15 protein-coding genes and 1 tRNA gene are annotated in these 15029 nt (G+C 64.1%); 13 read left to right on the top strand and 3 right to left on the bottom strand.

Features of this window, described 5'->3' with window-relative positions:
* Positions 1 to 59 precede the first annotated feature (59 nt).
* Entirely contained in the window at positions 60 to 1241 is a 1182-nt protein-coding gene (locus tag FG91_RS01630; protein WP_037510933.1) for an acyl-CoA dehydrogenase family protein, read from the bottom strand.
* A 121-nt stretch (positions 1242 to 1362) separates the two neighbouring features.
* Between FG91_RS01630 and FG91_RS01625 the strand changes: the two genes are divergently transcribed.
* Both FG91_RS01625 and FG91_RS01620 read left to right on the top strand, forming a co-directional pair.
* Positions 1363 to 2343, top strand: coding sequence for an NAD(P)H-dependent flavin oxidoreductase (locus FG91_RS01625; protein WP_037510931.1), 981 nt, complete (start codon positions 1363 to 1365; stop codon positions 2341 to 2343).
* Positions 2344 to 2457: 114 nt separating this feature from the next.
* Positions 2458 to 3549: a flavin reductase gene (locus FG91_RS01620; protein WP_037510928.1), complete on the top strand. Its 1092-nt coding sequence runs from the start codon at positions 2458 to 2460 to the stop codon at positions 3547 to 3549.
* 4 nt (positions 3550 to 3553) lie between these two features.
* On the opposite strand, the gene FG91_RS01615 is transcribed toward FG91_RS01620, so the two are convergent.
* Positions 3554 to 3643, bottom strand: a tRNA-Ser gene (locus tag FG91_RS01615).
* A gap of 212 nt (positions 3644 to 3855) precedes the next feature.
* On the opposite strand from FG91_RS01615, the gene FG91_RS01610 reads away from it, so the two are divergent.
* The 11 genes from FG91_RS01610 to mazG all read left to right on the top strand — a co-directional run bounded on the left by FG91_RS01610 (position 3856) and on the right by mazG (position 13728).
* Entirely contained in the window at positions 3856 to 4851 is a 996-nt protein-coding gene (locus FG91_RS01610; protein WP_037510926.1) for a lytic murein transglycosylase, read from the top strand.
* 13 nt (positions 4852 to 4864) lie between these two features.
* Positions 4865 to 5827, top strand: a complete 963-nt coding sequence (locus FG91_RS01605) for a septal ring lytic transglycosylase RlpA family protein (RefSeq protein WP_235211901.1) — start codon at positions 4865 to 4867, stop codon at positions 5825 to 5827.
* Positions 5828 to 5838: 11 nt separating this feature from the next.
* On the top strand, positions 5839 to 7077 hold the full coding sequence (locus FG91_RS01600; protein ID WP_152567955.1) for a D-alanyl-D-alanine carboxypeptidase family protein: 1239 nt from the start codon (positions 5839 to 5841) through the stop codon (positions 7075 to 7077).
* Positions 7074 to 7691, top strand: a complete 618-nt coding sequence (tmk, locus tag FG91_RS01595; protein WP_037510920.1) for a dTMP kinase — start codon at positions 7074 to 7076, stop codon at positions 7689 to 7691. Before FG91_RS01600 ends, tmk begins: the two co-directional genes overlap by 4 nt.
* On the top strand, positions 7682 to 8671 hold the full coding sequence (locus tag FG91_RS01590; protein ID WP_037510918.1) for a DNA polymerase III subunit delta': 990 nt from the start codon (positions 7682 to 7684) through the stop codon (positions 8669 to 8671). Before tmk ends, FG91_RS01590 begins: the two co-directional genes overlap by 10 nt.
* A gap of 38 nt (positions 8672 to 8709) precedes the next feature.
* Positions 8710 to 10287 (top strand): methionine--tRNA ligase, encoded by a 1578-nt coding sequence (metG, locus tag FG91_RS01585; protein ID WP_037510915.1) that lies wholly within the window; start codon positions 8710 to 8712, stop codon positions 10285 to 10287.
* Positions 10287 to 11063 (top strand): TatD family hydrolase, encoded by a 777-nt coding sequence (locus FG91_RS01580; RefSeq protein WP_037510913.1) that lies wholly within the window; start codon positions 10287 to 10289, stop codon positions 11061 to 11063. Before metG ends, FG91_RS01580 begins: the two co-directional genes overlap by 1 nt.
* A 13-nt stretch (positions 11064 to 11076) precedes the next feature.
* Positions 11077 to 11841 carry an MBL fold metallo-hydrolase gene (locus FG91_RS01575; RefSeq protein WP_037510910.1) on the top strand — a complete coding sequence of 255 codons (765 nt, stop codon included), beginning with the start codon at positions 11077 to 11079 and terminating at the stop codon, positions 11839 to 11841.
* Positions 11838 to 12014, top strand: coding sequence for a hypothetical protein (locus FG91_RS22155; protein ID WP_162835106.1), 177 nt, complete (start codon positions 11838 to 11840; stop codon positions 12012 to 12014). Before FG91_RS01575 ends, FG91_RS22155 begins: the two co-directional genes overlap by 4 nt.
* 108 nt (positions 12015 to 12122) lie before the next feature.
* Positions 12123 to 12797, top strand: coding sequence for a dihydrofolate reductase family protein (locus FG91_RS01570; RefSeq protein ID WP_081940357.1), 675 nt, complete (start codon positions 12123 to 12125; stop codon positions 12795 to 12797).
* Between the two features lie 157 nt (positions 12798 to 12954).
* On the top strand, positions 12955 to 13728 hold the full coding sequence (gene mazG / locus FG91_RS01565) for a nucleoside triphosphate pyrophosphohydrolase (RefSeq protein ID WP_037510904.1): 774 nt from the start codon (positions 12955 to 12957) through the stop codon (positions 13726 to 13728).
* Here mazG and hflX read toward each other — a convergent pair.
* Positions 13706 to 14995 (bottom strand): HflX GTPase family protein, encoded by a 1290-nt coding sequence (gene hflX / locus FG91_RS01560; RefSeq protein WP_443027725.1) that lies wholly within the window; start codon positions 14993 to 14995, stop codon positions 13706 to 13708. The genes mazG and hflX overlap by 23 nt on opposite strands.
* Positions 14996 to 15029 lie beyond the last annotated feature (34 nt).

Raw genomic sequence — 15029 nt, 5'->3', positions numbered from 1 at the left:
TTGACGTAAACGTCAAGCCCTTTGACGCTACGCTTTTCGCCGCGCAACTGGCGGTCGTGTCAGGCGAGCCCGGCTTTCCAGTCGCGGCGGATCTTCTTGGCGAGGCTCCATTTGTGAACCTCGGTCGGGCCGTCATAAATGCGGAAGGCGCGGACCTCGCGGAACACCTGTTCGACGATCGTCTTGTCGGTCACCCCGGTGCCGCCCATCACCTGGACGCAGCGATCGGCGATACGCATCAGCGCCTCCGACACAGCGACCTTCGCCATCGAGCTTTCGACGGTGCCGAGCGATCCGGTGTCTAGGACGCCCGCGCACCAGTCGATCATCAGTTCGGCCTGTTTAAGGTCGATCATATTTTCGGCGAGCATGAAGCCGACACCTTCATGGTCGATCAGCGGCTTGCCGAACGCTTCGCGGCGGTTCGCATAGTCGGTCGCGATCTCGTGCGCGCGGATGCACGCGCCAAGCCAGCGCATGCAATGCGACAGGCGGGCAGGGGACAGGCGGACCTGCGCATAGCGAAAGCCTTCGCCGGCCTCGCCCAGCATCTGGTCGGCGGGGACACGGAGGTTGTCGATCGTCAGCGTCGCGTGACCGCCGGGCATCGAACTGTCGATCGTGTTGGGGACATGATCGATACGGATCGCGGGGTCGGGCAGGTCGACGAGGAACATGCACGCGCCCTGTTCGGACTTCGCCATCACGATCCCGACGCGCGCGCCTTGGGCTCCGGTGATGAAGGTCTTGCGGCCGTTGATGACCCAGTGGTTGCCGTCGGGATGGCACGTCGTCTTCATCATCGACGGGTCGGACCCGGCGCCGCCGTCCTCGGCGGGCTCGGTCATGAAGAAGGCCGAGCGGACGCGCCCCTCGACCATCGGCTTCAGGAAACGCTCCTTGAGTTCGGGGCTGCCTTCCTTGCCGAGCAGATACATATTGCCCTCGTCGGGCGCCATCGTGTTGCACGCGAGCGGGCCGAGCGGGGACAGGCCGCTCTTGATGAGGACGACTGCGGTCTCGCGCTGGTTGAGGTGGCTGCCGTCGTCGAAGATATGCGGCGTGAGCACACCCGCGGCGCGCGCATGTTCGCGCATTTCCATCACCAACTCGTCGGTCGGCGCGCCGTGATGGTCGCGGCGCGGATCGGCTTCGTACGGGACCACAATTTCACGCACAAAGGTTTCGACCTTTTCGGCGATCGCCTGCGCCCGATCCGATATGCCTTCGCCCGCCGTCATTCCGATTCCCTTCGCTATCTAACTTTCTTGCCAGTCAACCCGACGTTGACGTAAGCGTCAAGTTATTTCATGGACGACCGCGAAGATGCCGTAAGGGCAGTATCGCGCAGGAGAGATCGAAATGGCTTTCAAGACACGCATTACCGAAATGCTGGGTATCGAACATCCGATCGTCCAGGGCGGGATGCAGAGCGTGGGCTACGCCGGACTGGCGAGCGCGGTATCGAACGCCGGCGGCCTTGGGATCATCACGGCGTTGACACAGCCGAGCCCCGAAGCGCTGCGTGAGGAAATCGAAAAGTGCCGGTCGATGACCGACAAGCCCTTCGGCGTAAACATGACGGTGTTCCCGACGATCAACGCCCCCGATTACAAGGCCTATGCGCAGGCGATCATCGATGGCGGGGTCAAGATTGTCGAGACCGCGGGGACGCAGGCGGTGCGCGAAATCTGGGAAATGCTCAAACCCCATGGCGTCACGATCCTCCATAAATGCACTGCGGTGCGTCACGCGCTGTCGGCCGAACGCGCGGGCTGCGACATCATTTCGATCGACGGTTTCGAATGCGCGGGCCACCCCGGCGAGGACGATATTCCGGGTCTGATCCTGATCCCCGCCGCCGCCGACAAGGTGAAGATCCCGATGCTCGCGTCGGGCGGATTCGGCGATGGCCGCGGGCTGGTCGCGGCGCTGTCGCTTGGCGCCGAGGGCATCAACATGGGCACGCGCTTCTGCGCGACGGTCGAAGCGCCGATCCACGACAATGTGAAGCAAGCCTATGTCGACAATGACGAACGCGGCAGCTTCCTGATCTTTCGCAGCCTCAAGAACACCGCGCGCGTCGGCAAGAGCGACGTGAGCGAAGAAGTGGTGCGCCGCCTCGCGGTGCCCGACGCGACCTTCGCCGACGTCGCCGAACTGGTAAACGGCAAGGCGGGCCGCGAATTGCTGGAGACCGGCGACCTGACGAAAGGCGTGTTCTGGGCCGGCATGGTGCAGGGATTGATCCACGACATTCCGACGTGCCAGCAACTCATCGACCGCATCATCGCCGAGGCCGACGCGATCGTCGATCAGCGGCTCGCGTCGATGCGCGCGTAATTTGCCTGGCGTGCTGGCGCGGCGCGGCTGCTTTCGATATGATCCGATTCTTCGCAGCTTGATCACATCGAATGCCGCTGGCGCCCGCGCCCGCCGGCGCGGCAAGGGGGATGTTTGAGTCTCATCGAATATAAGGGTTTCGGCGGCGTCCCTCTGCCGGCCGACATGCTGGGCGACGAAAACGATCCCGCCGTGCTGCTCATTCCCGACGTCGGACAAGGCCGCACCGCGTGGCGTGACGTCGCCGACGCGCTGGTGCTTTCGGGGCGCCGCGTCGTCAATCTCGACCTGCGCGAAGCCGGCGAAGCGGACGGACTGGCGCCGCATGTCGAGGATCTGCGCGCGGTGCTCGCGCAAATGGGTTCGCGCCCCGTCGTCGTGACCGCCGGGCGCGGCGGATGGATCGCGACGCGCGCGCTGGCGCTCGATGGCGCCCTCCTAGCAGCCGGGTTGGTGCTAGTGGACATGCCGGTCGACGAGGATGCGATCGCAAACGACGTGCCCGCGCGGCTGGCGGTCCCGGCGCTCGTCGTCCGCGGCGGTTTTTCTCCCGCGCAGTGCAGCGCGGTCAGCGACACGTTCAACGCCGCGCTGCCCATGGGCGAGAGCGTCGACATCAACGAATGCGACCTCGAACTTGCGTCCGACCGCAAGGAAGCCTTGCTCGGCCAGCTGCTCGAATTCCTCGAACGGCGCCAGCCGCGCGAAGCGATGGAGTTCCAGGCCGGATCGGACCCGCGCACCCTGCGCGACGCGATGGGCTGCTTCGCTACCGGCATCACGATCGTCACCGCGCTCGACGCAGCGGGCACGCCGGTCGGCCTCACCGCGAACAGCTTCACCTCGGTCTCGCTCGACCCGCCGCTCCTGCTCGTGTGCATCGCCAACACGGCGGGAACCGCGCCCGCGCTCCGCGAAGCCGCACATTTCGGCGTGAACGTGCTGCAGATCGGCCAACAGCCAACCTCGAACCGCTTCGCCGCGAAGGGTGAGGACCGCTTCGCCAACCAGCCGTGGGCGCCCGGCCAGACGGGCGTGCCGCTGCTCGGCAGCTCGCTCGTCTCGTTCGAATGCCAGCACGAATCACTGCACGAGGCCGGCGATCATTTCATTCTCGTCGGCCGGGTCGTGCGCGCGCAGTTCGAACCGCACCGCGATCCACTGCTCTATTTCCGCGGGAAGTACCGGCGGCTGCATTTCGCCTGATGGTTGGCGGACAGGGTGGGATTCGAACCCACGGTGAGCTTGCACCCACGGCGGTTTTCAAGACCGCTGCCTTAAACCACTCGGCCACCTGTCCGCACGGCGTCGCCATAGCGCGTGATGCCCTTGCGGCAAGCGAAACCTTGCCCGTTCGGCCCGCCCCGCGAATGACTCGCTTTGTCTCGCGGCAACCTAGTCAAGCCGCTCGCATCTGTGCGACACACGTCTTATGGTGGGGACATGATGCACGCTATAGGTTTCAGAATCGGACGCCTTTTCAAATTTGTCACGGCGTTTCTGTCGGCATGGATGCTCACCGCGTCGGCGCCGCTCCATGCACAGAGTAGCGAGTCGGGATTCGACACCTATGTCCAGTCGCTTTGGCCGAAGGCGCAGGCGCGCGGCGTGTCGCGCACGACCTTCGACCGGGTGACCGCAGGGCTGACCTATAATCCGCGCGTCGTCGCGCTCGATCGTGACAACCTTGGCAGCCCGCCGAGTCCCAACACACCGATCCCGTCGTTCGCGCCTTACAAAGCAAAACATGTCGACGCGGCGCGCATCGGCGGCGGCCGCCGCGTCCATGACCGGCTGCTCCCCCTCCTGTCGCGGATCGAGCAGCGCACGGGCGTTCCGACCAGCATCATGATCGCGATTTACGGCCATGAAACCGCCTATGGCCAGGTCACCGGCAATTTCGACCTGCCCGAAGCGCTCGCGACGCTCGCCTATGAAGGGCGCCGCCGCAGCCTGTTCGAACCCGAACTGATCGCGACGATGGTGATGGTCGAACGCGGCGTGCCGCGCAGCGCACTCAAGGGCAGCTGGGCCGGGGCGTTCGGTTATCCGCAATTCCTGCCGTCGGTCTATCTGCAGGTTGCAGAAGACGGCGACGGCGACGGCGTCGCGCGCATCTGGTCGAGCGAGGCCGATGCGATCGAATCGATCGGCTCCTACCTCCGCCGCGCCGGGTGGCGGGCAGGACAGCCATGGGGTGTCGCGGTCACCGTTCCCGCGGGCTTCAATCGCAGCGCCGTGGCCAATCGCCTGAGCCCGACACGCTGCCCGCGCGTTTTCGATCGCCACAGCCGCTGGCGCTCGATGGCCGAATGGCGCGCCGACGGCATCGCGCCGCTCGGCGGGCGCTGGCCCGACGGCAATGTGCAGGCGACGCTTCTCGAACCCGATGGCCCCGGGCGAACGGCGTATTTGCTGACCGGTAACTATCGTGCGATATTGGACTATAATTGTTCCAACTTTTACGCACTGTCTGTGGGGTTGCTGGCGGATGAAATCGATCGTTAGGGGCGGGGGCCTGATGGCCGGAGCGATGCTGATGCTCGCCGGTTGTGGTAGTGTGGATGGAAAGCGCCAAGGCGGGCCGACGGCAAGCCCGACGCCGGCATCTTCGGTCGCGGGCGTGGCCGATGTGCCGGTCAAGGTCGGCGATCCCTATTCGATTGGTGGCATCACCTATACGCCCGCCGATATCCCCGACTATGACGATGTCGGCTATGCCAGCTGGTATGGCGAGGAACTCGCCGGGCAACCCACCGCGAATGGCGAGACTTTCGACCCCGCGGGCATTTCGGCGGCGCACAAGACGTTGCCGCTACCCAGCTATGTCGAGGTCACCGCGCTCGATACCGGGCGGACGATCCTCGTGCGCGTTAACGACCGCGGCCCGATGGCCGGCGACCGCCTGATCGACCTGTCGCGCGGTGCCGCCGAACAATTGGGCCTGACCGACGGCGTCGCCGCGGTCCGCGTCCGCCGCACCAATCCGCCCGCAGCCGAACGTGCGCAGCTTCGTTCGGGCAAGCCCGTTCCGGAACGGATTGCAACACCAGAATCGCTGCTGTCAATCCTGCGCAGCAAGGCAAAGGCACTGCCGGTGCCCAAGAATGCGGTGGCGGCCGCAACGCCCGTCGTCGCTCAGCCGGCGGCGCCGATAGCATCGGGCAAGGCCAAACCCGGTGACGACCGCTTCGTCGTCGAAGGTCCGGGGGCGGCGAAACCTGCACCCAAGCCCGCCCCGGCAGCAACGGCGACCAAGCCCGCGGCGCCCGTCGCGGGGAAATATGCTATTCAGGTCGCAGCGTTCAGCAGCGAGACCCGCGCCAATGCAGCCGCTAAGTCGGTCAGCGGCCATGTCACCAAGGCAGGCACTCTGTGGCGCGTTCGCGTCGGCCCCTTTGCAAGCGACGCCGAAGCGCGAGGCGCCCTCGGCAAAGTCAAAGCCAAAGGCTTCCGCGACGCGGTGGTCCAGCGCGACCGCTGACGAGCCTGCGCGTGGGGAGGCCAGGTATTATCGTGAAGGGCGCGGCGGCGGGTCTGACCGCTCTCGCGCTGACGCTGGCTTTTCCGGCAGCATCGGCAGGCGATACCCGCCCCAAGAGCGCGCCGGCCAAAAATACTCCCGTGAGCCGCCCGCTCTATGTCACGCAAGCGCCGATCATCATGCTCAAGGATCTCGATTCGGGCGCGATCCTTTTCTCGCGCGGCGCCGACAAGCGCTTTGCCCCGGCGTCGATGGCGAAGGTGATGACCGCCTATGTCGTGCTCGACCTGATCAAAAAGGGCGAACTCGCGCGCGACAAGCAATTCACCGTCAGCGAGGCGACGTGGAAGAAATGGAACGGCAGCACCGGCGGATCGACGATGTTCCTGCGCCCGAACGAAAAAGTCTCGGTCGACGAATTGCTCAAGGGATTGATCACCGTTTCGGGCAATGACGCCGCCGCAGTCCTTGCGGTCGGCATCGACGGAAGCGAGGACGCATTCGTCAAAAGAATGAACGTCGTAGCGGCTAAAATTGGGATGGCATCGAGCCGCTTTGGAACTCCGAGCGGCTGGCCCGACGGCGGTATAACCAAAGTCAGCGCCGCCGATCTCATCACGCTTGCCGACCGACTGATCCGCGACCATCCGGATGGCTATGGTCGCTATTTCTCGCTGCCGAAGCTTCAACACGGCAAGTCGCCCGAGGGCAAGCCGATCATCCAGCCCAACCGCAACCCCATTCTCGGGCGTTTCGAGGGGGCCGACGGCCTGAAAACCGGCCACACCGCCGAAGCCGGCTATTGCTTCCTCGGTTCGGCGAAGCGGAACGGCCGCCGCCTGATCATGGTGGTCGCCGGCATGAGCAGCGAAAAAGCGCGGCGCGACGAGGCCGAGCGGCTGATGAAATGGGGCTTCGACGAATGGGAGGGAAGGGAACTCGTCCCCGCGGGCGCCAGCCTCGGCCGAATCGACGTCCGAAAGGGCGCCATTCCAACGGTCGCCACCCAGGCCGGTATCGCGGTGCGGATGACGGTTCCCAAGGGCTATGAGGGCGGCTATCGCGCGGTGATGCGCACCCGAGCCCCCATTGCCGCGCCGCTCACTCGCGGGACGCCGGTCGCCGACCTTGTCGTCACGCCCGATGGCCTGCCGCCGCAAACGACCCCGCTGATCGCCGCCGCCGATGTGGCCGAGGGCGGCTGGTGGGCGCGTGCCCGAACGGGATTCTACCGGCTGACCGGGCTGTGACCGGTCGGTTCATCACGCTCGAGGGCGGCGAAGGGGTCGGTAAATCCACCCAGATTCGCGCGCTCGCGGCCGCGATCGAGGCGCGCGGTATCGAAACCGTCGCGACCCGCGAACCCGGCGGCAGTGCGGGCGCGGAGGCGATCCGCGCACTGCTGATGGAGGGAAGCGACGACCGCTGGGATGCGCGCAGCGAAGCCCTGCTCTTCGCCGCTGCGCGCGCCGATCATGTCGCGCGGACGATTCGTCCCGCACTCGAACGCGGCGCGTGGGTGCTCTGCGACCGTTTCGTCGATTCGAGCCGCGCCTATCAGGGCGGTGGTGGCGGCGTCACCGACGCCGACCTCCTGACGCTGCACGGTTTCGGCTCGAACGGATTATTGCCGGACCGCACCTTCCTGCTCACCGTCAGCGCGGATGAGGCCGCACGGCGCCTGACCGAACGCGGCGGTAGCGACCGAATGGGCAACAAGCCCGCCGACTATCAGGCGCGGCTCGCGGCGCGCTTCGTCGAAATGGCAAAGGGCGAACCCGCGCGGTGGCGAATCGTCGATGCCGACGCAGCGGCATCGGATGTCACCGCGAGAATTCTCGCCGAACTCGCCGAATGGCTATGATGATCGGTCATCACGACGCCGAAAAGGCTTTTCTCGAAGCGTGGCAGGGTGGTCGCCTGCATCATGCATGGCTCCTCGCCGGGCCGCAGGGGATGGGGAAGGGCGTCTTCGCCGAACGCGTCGCGCGATTTCTCCTGACCCATGGCCGCGGCGGCGACGGCCAGGCAGTGAGTCTCGACGATCCGGGCGACGGCGCGGCAGCACGCCTTGTTGACGCCGGAAACCATCCCGAGATCCTCCGCCTCGCGCGCCAGCCGAAAGACAAGACCAAGGAGCTCGCCCGCAACATCACGATCGAGCAGGTCCGGCAGATGATCCGCCGCCTGCACCTATCGCTGTCGCTCGGCGAGTGGCGCGTGATCATTGTCGATGCGGTGGACGATCTGGAGACCGATGGCGCCAACGCGCTGCTCAAGACGCTCGAAGAGCCGCCGGCAAAAACGCTGTTCCTGCTCGTCAGCCATTCACCGGGGCGCTTGCTCCCGACAATCAGGTCACGGTGCAGAACTTTGCGTTTTCAACCGGTTGACCGTGACGTCATGACACCGTGGCTGCACGAACTGCGGCCGATGCTGGAGATGACCGAGGTGCGCGCGATCGTCGCCGCATCGGGTGGCGTACCGGGCAAGGCGCTCGCACTGATCGACAGCGATGTCGCGGTGATGGAGAAGAAATTGCTCGCCATTGCCACGTCGGGAGATCCCGAGAACCGGCTGCGCGAGGCGCTCGCGCGCGAGGTCGGCGGGACCAGCAATCGCGCGCGGCTTGAACTGGTGATCGACATTGTTCCGGGGCTGCTCGCTCGCCTGGCACGCGAACGGCCGGTGGCCGAGATCGCACCGATCCTTGCTCAGTGGGACCGGGTCCAGCGCACCGTCCGCGACGCGATCCGCGGTTCCTATGACGGATCGATGGTCGGGTTCGAAATCGGCAATTGCCTCGCCGAATTGGCGCCGAGGACGGGCCAGACGGCACGCTGACGCTTTCCCTCGCGCGCGCCAGCGGCTAAGGCGCGCGCATGTCCGAAAACACCGAACCTTTCTATATCACCACGGCGATCAGCTACCCCAATGGCCGTCCGCATATCGGCCACGCTTACGAAGCGATCGCGACCGACGTCATGGCGCGTTTTCAGCGCGCGCGTGGCCGCGACGTCCGGCTGATCACCGGCACCGACGAACATGGGCTGAAAATGTTCCAGACCGCGCGCGATCAGGGCCGCGCGACGATCGATCTCGCCGATGAAATGTCGGGATATTTCCGTGAGATGTATGCCAGGCTGAATATCAGCTATGATAATTTCATGCGCACGTCGGATGCCGCGCACCACGCGGCGTCGCAGGCGATCTGGAAGGCGATGGAGGCCAATGGCGACCTCTATCTCGACCGCTACGAAGGATGGTATTCGGTCCGCGACGAGGCTTTTTACGACGAAAGCGAACTGACCGAGGGGGAAGGGGGCGTTCGCCTCTCGCCGCAGGGAACGCCCGTCGAATGGACCGTTGAGGAAAGCTGGTTCTTCAAGCTGTCGGAGTATCAGGACAAACTGCTCGCGCTCTACAACGACCAGCCCGATTTCATCCGCCCCGAAAGCCGTCGCAACGAGGTGCTGCGCTTCGTCGAGGGCGGCCTCAAGGATCTCAGCGTTTCGCGCACCAGCTTCGACTGGGGTGTGCCGGTCCCAGGCTCGCCAGGCCATGTGATGTATGTGTGGGTCGATGCCCTCACCACCTATCTCTCGGGCCTCGGCTATCCCGGCCCGGACAGCGATTTCGGCAAATATTGGCCTGCGAATATCCACATGATCGGCAAGGATATTGTGCGTTTTCATGCAGTTTACTGGCCGGCCTTCCTGATGAGCGCGAACCTGCCGCTGCCACGCCAAGTGTTCGGCCACGGCTTCCTGCTCAACCGCGGCGAGAAGATGTCGAAGTCGCTCGGCAATGTCGTCGATCCGATGACGCTCGCCGAGCAGTTCGGGGTCGATCCGCTGCGTTATTATCTCCTCCGCGAAGTCAGCTTCGGGCAGGACGGCACCTATTCGGCCGATGCGATCGTGCGCACCGCGAACGCCGATCTCGCGAACAGCTTCGGCAATTTGGCGCAACGCAGCTTGTCGATGATTTTCAAGAATTTGGACGGCAAGCTTTCGGCCGACTATGTGTCCGCGCAGGATGATATCGACCTGCTTGCCGACCTCACGGACATGGCGGCGATGCGCCTGCCGCGCGAGTTCGAACAGCTCGCTTTCTCGATCGGCATCGAAGACTGGATCCGCGCGGTCTTCGCCTGCAACCAATATGTTGATACACAGGCTCCCTGGGCGCTGCGCAAAACCGATCCTGAACGTATGCGCGCGGTGCTGATGACCTTGTTCCAGGCGGTGCGCACGCTCGCGATCGCGATCCGGCCCGTCGTGCCCGCGGCCGCCGACAAATTGCTCGACCAGATGGGGATCGCCGCCGACGCGCGCGACTTTGCCGCGCTGGATGACAAGGACTGGCTGACGAAACTCGCCGCAAGCGGTTTTACCGTCGGTCAGCCCGTGCCGATCTTCCCCCGCCTCGAACTGCCTGAAGGGGAAGGGGAGGCCTGATGCTCGTCGATTCGCACTGCCACCTCAACTACAAGGGCCTCGCCGAGCAGCAGGGCGAGGTGCTGGAGCGCGCCCGCGCGAACGGCGTCACCGCGATGCTCAATATCGCGACGCGCGAAAGCGAATGGGACGATGTGCTCGCGGCGGCCGAAGCGAACAAGGATGTGTGGGCGAGCGTCGGCATCCATCCTCACGACGCCGACCACCATCCTGATGTCGATACCGCAAAGCTGGTCGAACGCGCGGCGCATCCGCGTGTGATCGGGATCGGCGAGACCGGGCTCGACTATTATTACGACAAAAGCGACCGCGCGCGGCAGCAGGACAGCTTTCGCCGTCATATTCACGCGTCGCAGCAAACCGGCCTGCCGATCATCGTTCACACGCGCGACGCCGAAGCCGATACGCTGGCGCTGCTCGGCGAAGAGATGGGCAGGGCGACTTTCCCCGGCGTGATCCACTGCTTCACCGCGAGCGACGATTTTGCCCACAAGGCGCTCGACCTCGGGCTCTTCATCTCGATCTCGGGGATCGTCACCTTCAAGAACGCCGCCAATCTCCAGGCCACGGCAAAATGGTTGCCGCAGGACCGGCTGCTGATCGAGACCGATTCCCCTTTCCTCGCCCCGGTCCCGCATCGCGGCAAGACCGGCGAGCCCGCCTTCGTTGCCGATACGCTCACTTTCCTCGCCAAGCTGCGCGGCGAGGACGAAGATGCGCTCGCCGCCGTCACAAGCGCCAATTTTTACGCGCTTTTCAACAAGGCGCGGCCATGATGTTCCACGCATTATGAGGTTGCGAATTCTCGGCTGCGGAACATCCTCGGGGGTTCCGCGGATCGGCAACGACTGGGGCCAGTGCGACCCCGACAATCCCCGCAACCTGCGCAGCCGGGCGTCGATCATGGTGTCGCTCGGGGGGTTTCGTATCCTCGTCGACACCAGCCCCGATATGCGGTTGCAGCTGCTTGATGCGGGCGTGGGCGAAATCGATGCGGTCATCTGGACCCACGAACATGCCGACCATACGCATGGCCTCGACGATCTGCGTCAGGTCATGCACCTGCGCCGGTCCGCCGTTCCCGTCTATGCGCGCGACCATGTGCTCGATATCCTCAAATGGCGCTTCACCTATGCCTTCGCGGGCAATGCCGGCTATCCGGCGTCGGTCGACCCGATCGATCTCCACGATCATCAGTCGATTGGCCCCATCGAGGTCTCGGCGATCGAAATGCCGCACGGGCCGATCAAGGCCAGCGGCCTGATCTTCAGCGATGGCGCGCATAAGATCGCCTATGCTACTGATTTTTCGAAATTTACTGACGAAATGGTCGACTTCTTCCAAGGCGTCGACCTGTTCGTCATCGACGCGCTGCGCCGCTATCCGCATCCGACGCATCCGCATCTGGCCATGACGCTCGAAGGTCTTGCCAAGGTCGGCAATCCGCGCGCGATCATCACGCATATGGACAACACGATGGATTATGACGACCTTGCGGCCGAATTGCCGCCGGGTGTCGAACCCGGATATGACGGGCTGGAGGTGCAACTATGAGTGGCGACACGACCGTTCAAATCCTGTGGTTCGCGGGCGCGTTCGCGTTGGTTCTGAGTTCATTGCTGGCGCGGCGCTTGCCGATGGCGGACTGGCTCAAAATGGCGCTGGCGTGGGTGGCGATCTTTGGGTTGGTATTCCTCGTCATCCGCACGTGGCAGATGATGACATAGCGGGGCCTTGCCTCTCGCGGGCCTCGGAATATTTAACATAATATATATTATCGGATAAACCTTCCAATTCTGTGAGGCCTCCCCCAACAAAAAAATAATTGCAGATCGATGTCGATTTCCGACAACTCCGTTCGTCGTCTCAATATCAAGCCGGTCTGGTCGGCTCGAATAAGGAGACAGTCCATGCGCAAACTCATCGTTTCAATCCACAGCACGCTCAACGGCGTGGTCACCGGGCCCGCGGATGACGAGACCAACTTCATGCTCTGGGCAGGTGCTGGCATCGAGGACAGCGCTTCGTCATTTCACGAGAATTTTGACACCGTCGACACGATCTTGATGGGGCATGGCACCTATGACGATTTGTCGAGGAAATGGCCCTATGTCCGAGACTGGCCGGGCGTCGACGACGTCGGCCTGCACCTCGGCGACATCATCAATAAAACGCCCAAGCTGATCGTTGCCGGACACGAAGTTCCCGATATCAAATGGGGCGATTTCGATCCGCCGAAGCAGCTTTTTGGCCATGATATCGAACGGCAGATCGGAGCGATCAAAGCCGAGGACGGAGGCGATATCATAACATTCGGCAGCCCTGCCCTCGTTCGGTCGCTCACCAACGCCAGGCTGGTCGACGAATATCGCATTCTGCTTCATCCCGTCGTCGTCGGCGAGGGTCGGCATCTGTTCACCGACATCGACGGGCGCACCGACCTGCGCCTCAAACATGTCCGGACGTTCGAGCGGGGCACGATTCTCCTTCATTACGAACGGGCGCGATGACGGCGGAAAAGCGGAAGGGCATTGCCCGAGTTCGTGGCCTCTCGATACGTCATACTTGAGCTGAGGCAGCGTTGCGCTATGTCGAGGCTAGACGCTGCCCCAGCTACTTCATTTCCAGCCGCGTAAATAATGTCCCTTTTCAAAACGAGTTTAAGATATGACCGAGGCTGTGGCGCCATCTCCCATCGATCGCCTGCTCGCTATCATGGCGCAGTTGCGCAATCCTGACGGCGGTTGCGAATGGGATCTGGCGCAAAGTTTTTCGACGATCGCGCCCTATACAATCGAAGAAGCCTATGAGGTTTCCGATGCGATTGCTGGCGGCGACCCCCATGCGATCTGCGACGAGCTTGGCGATCTGCTGCTCCAGGTCGTCTTTCACAGCCAGATTGCGACCGATGACGGGTTGTTCGGTTTCGACGATGTCGCCAACGCGATCAGCGACAAGATGGAACGGCGCCATCCGCATATATTCGGCGGCGGCAAGACCGACGATGTCCGCCAGCAATGGGAGCAGATCAAGGCGGCCGAGCGCACCGCCGACGGTCCCGCAAGCGCGCTTGCCGGCGTCGCGCTGTCATTGCCCGCATTGCTCCGCGCGCAAAAGCTGCAAGGCCGTGCAGCGCGTGTCGGTTTCGATTGGCCCGACATCGATGGTCCGCGTGACAAGATAGCCGAAGAACTCGCCGAGGTCGCCGCCGCAACCACCGATGCCGAACGCCACGAAGAGGTCGGCGACTTGCTGCTCGCGGTAGTCAATTATGCACGCCACCTTGGCGTCGACGCCGAAGGCGCCTTGCGCGATGCCAACGCCAAATTCGCGCGGCGTTTTGCCGCCATGGAAGATCGCGCGGGCGGCAGCCTGTCGGGCCTGCCGCTCGACGCGCAGGAAAGCCACTGGCTGGCGGTTAAGGCGTCGGAGCGTCCGTAGCCGGCCAGAGCCGTTCGAACCGCGCGCTGTCGGCGGGATCGAGCCGCACCGTGAGCACATGGCCTTCGGCCTCGGGTTCGTCGGCCAGCACTTCGCCGCGGGCGTGAAGCCACGCCGCCGCTTCACCCTGGCTATAGCTCAGATAAATGCGATGCACCTTATGCAGCGCGGTCAATTGTGACGCCATAAGGGTACGCGCGGCTTCGACGCCCTCGCCTGTTACGGCCGATATCACGGCGACGTCGGGGCGCCGCGCTGCCATTTCTTCAATGTCCGCCCGGCGGTCGCTATCCGCGGTGTCGATCTTGTTCCAGATTTCAATCTGCTGGATCACCGGCGGCGCATCGCCCTCCTCCCCATCCTGCGGCCCGTTGACGCCGAGCGAGTTCAGAATGGCGCGCACGTCGTCATATTGCGCTTCGCTATCAGGATGAACGATGTCGCGGACATGGACGATGAGGTCGGCGGTGGTGACTTCCTCCAGCGTCGCGCGGAACGCCGCGACCAATTCGGTCGGCAGGTCGGACACAAAACCCACCGTGTCCGACAGGATCGCCTTGTCGATGCCGGGCAGCCGGATTTCGCGCATTGTTGGGTCGAGCGTCGCGAAAAGCATGTCTTCCGCCATGACGTCACTTCCGGTCAACCGATTGAAGAATGTCGATTTTCCGGCGTTGGTGTAGCCGACGAGCGCGACCACGGGCCAAGGCGCGCGCTGCCGTTTCGACCGTTGTAGCTGGCGCGTGCGGCGGGCATCCTCCAAGCTGCGCCGGATGCGCGCCATGCGGTTGCGGATCATCCGACGGTCGGCCTCGATCTGCGTTTCGCCAGGCCCGCCGAGGAAGCCGAAGCCGCCGCGCTGGCGTTCGAGGTGAGTCCAGCTGCGCACCAGCCGTCCCGCCTGATAATCGAGATGCGCGAGCTCGACCTGCAGCCGTCCCTCGGCGGTCGCGGCGCGCTCGCCGAAGATTTCGAGGATCAGCCCGGTGCGATCGATCACCTTAGTGCCGAATGCGGTTTCGAGGTTGCGCTGCTGGATCGGGCTGAGCGCCGCATCGACGACGACGAGCTGCACATTCTTTGCCGCGATATCGGGCGTGATTGCATCGATCTGCCCGACGCCGAGCAAAGTCGCGGCACGCGTCTGGCGCAGACGGAGCGTATGCACCGCGACAACGTCGAGCCCGATCGCAAGCGCAAGTCCCCGCGCCTCCTCGGCGCGCGCGTCAAGGTCGCGCGCGAGGCGCTGGCTATGCCATTCGGGCACGACGATAAGCGCGGCGGCACCGCGCGTTACCTCG

This window comes from Sphingopyxis sp. LC81 (assembly GCF_000756375.1).
Lineage (GTDB): Bacteria > Pseudomonadota > Alphaproteobacteria > Sphingomonadales > Sphingomonadaceae > Sphingopyxis.
The sequence above is the reverse complement of the archived record's forward strand: the minus strand, read 5'-3'. Positions and strand labels throughout refer to the sequence as shown.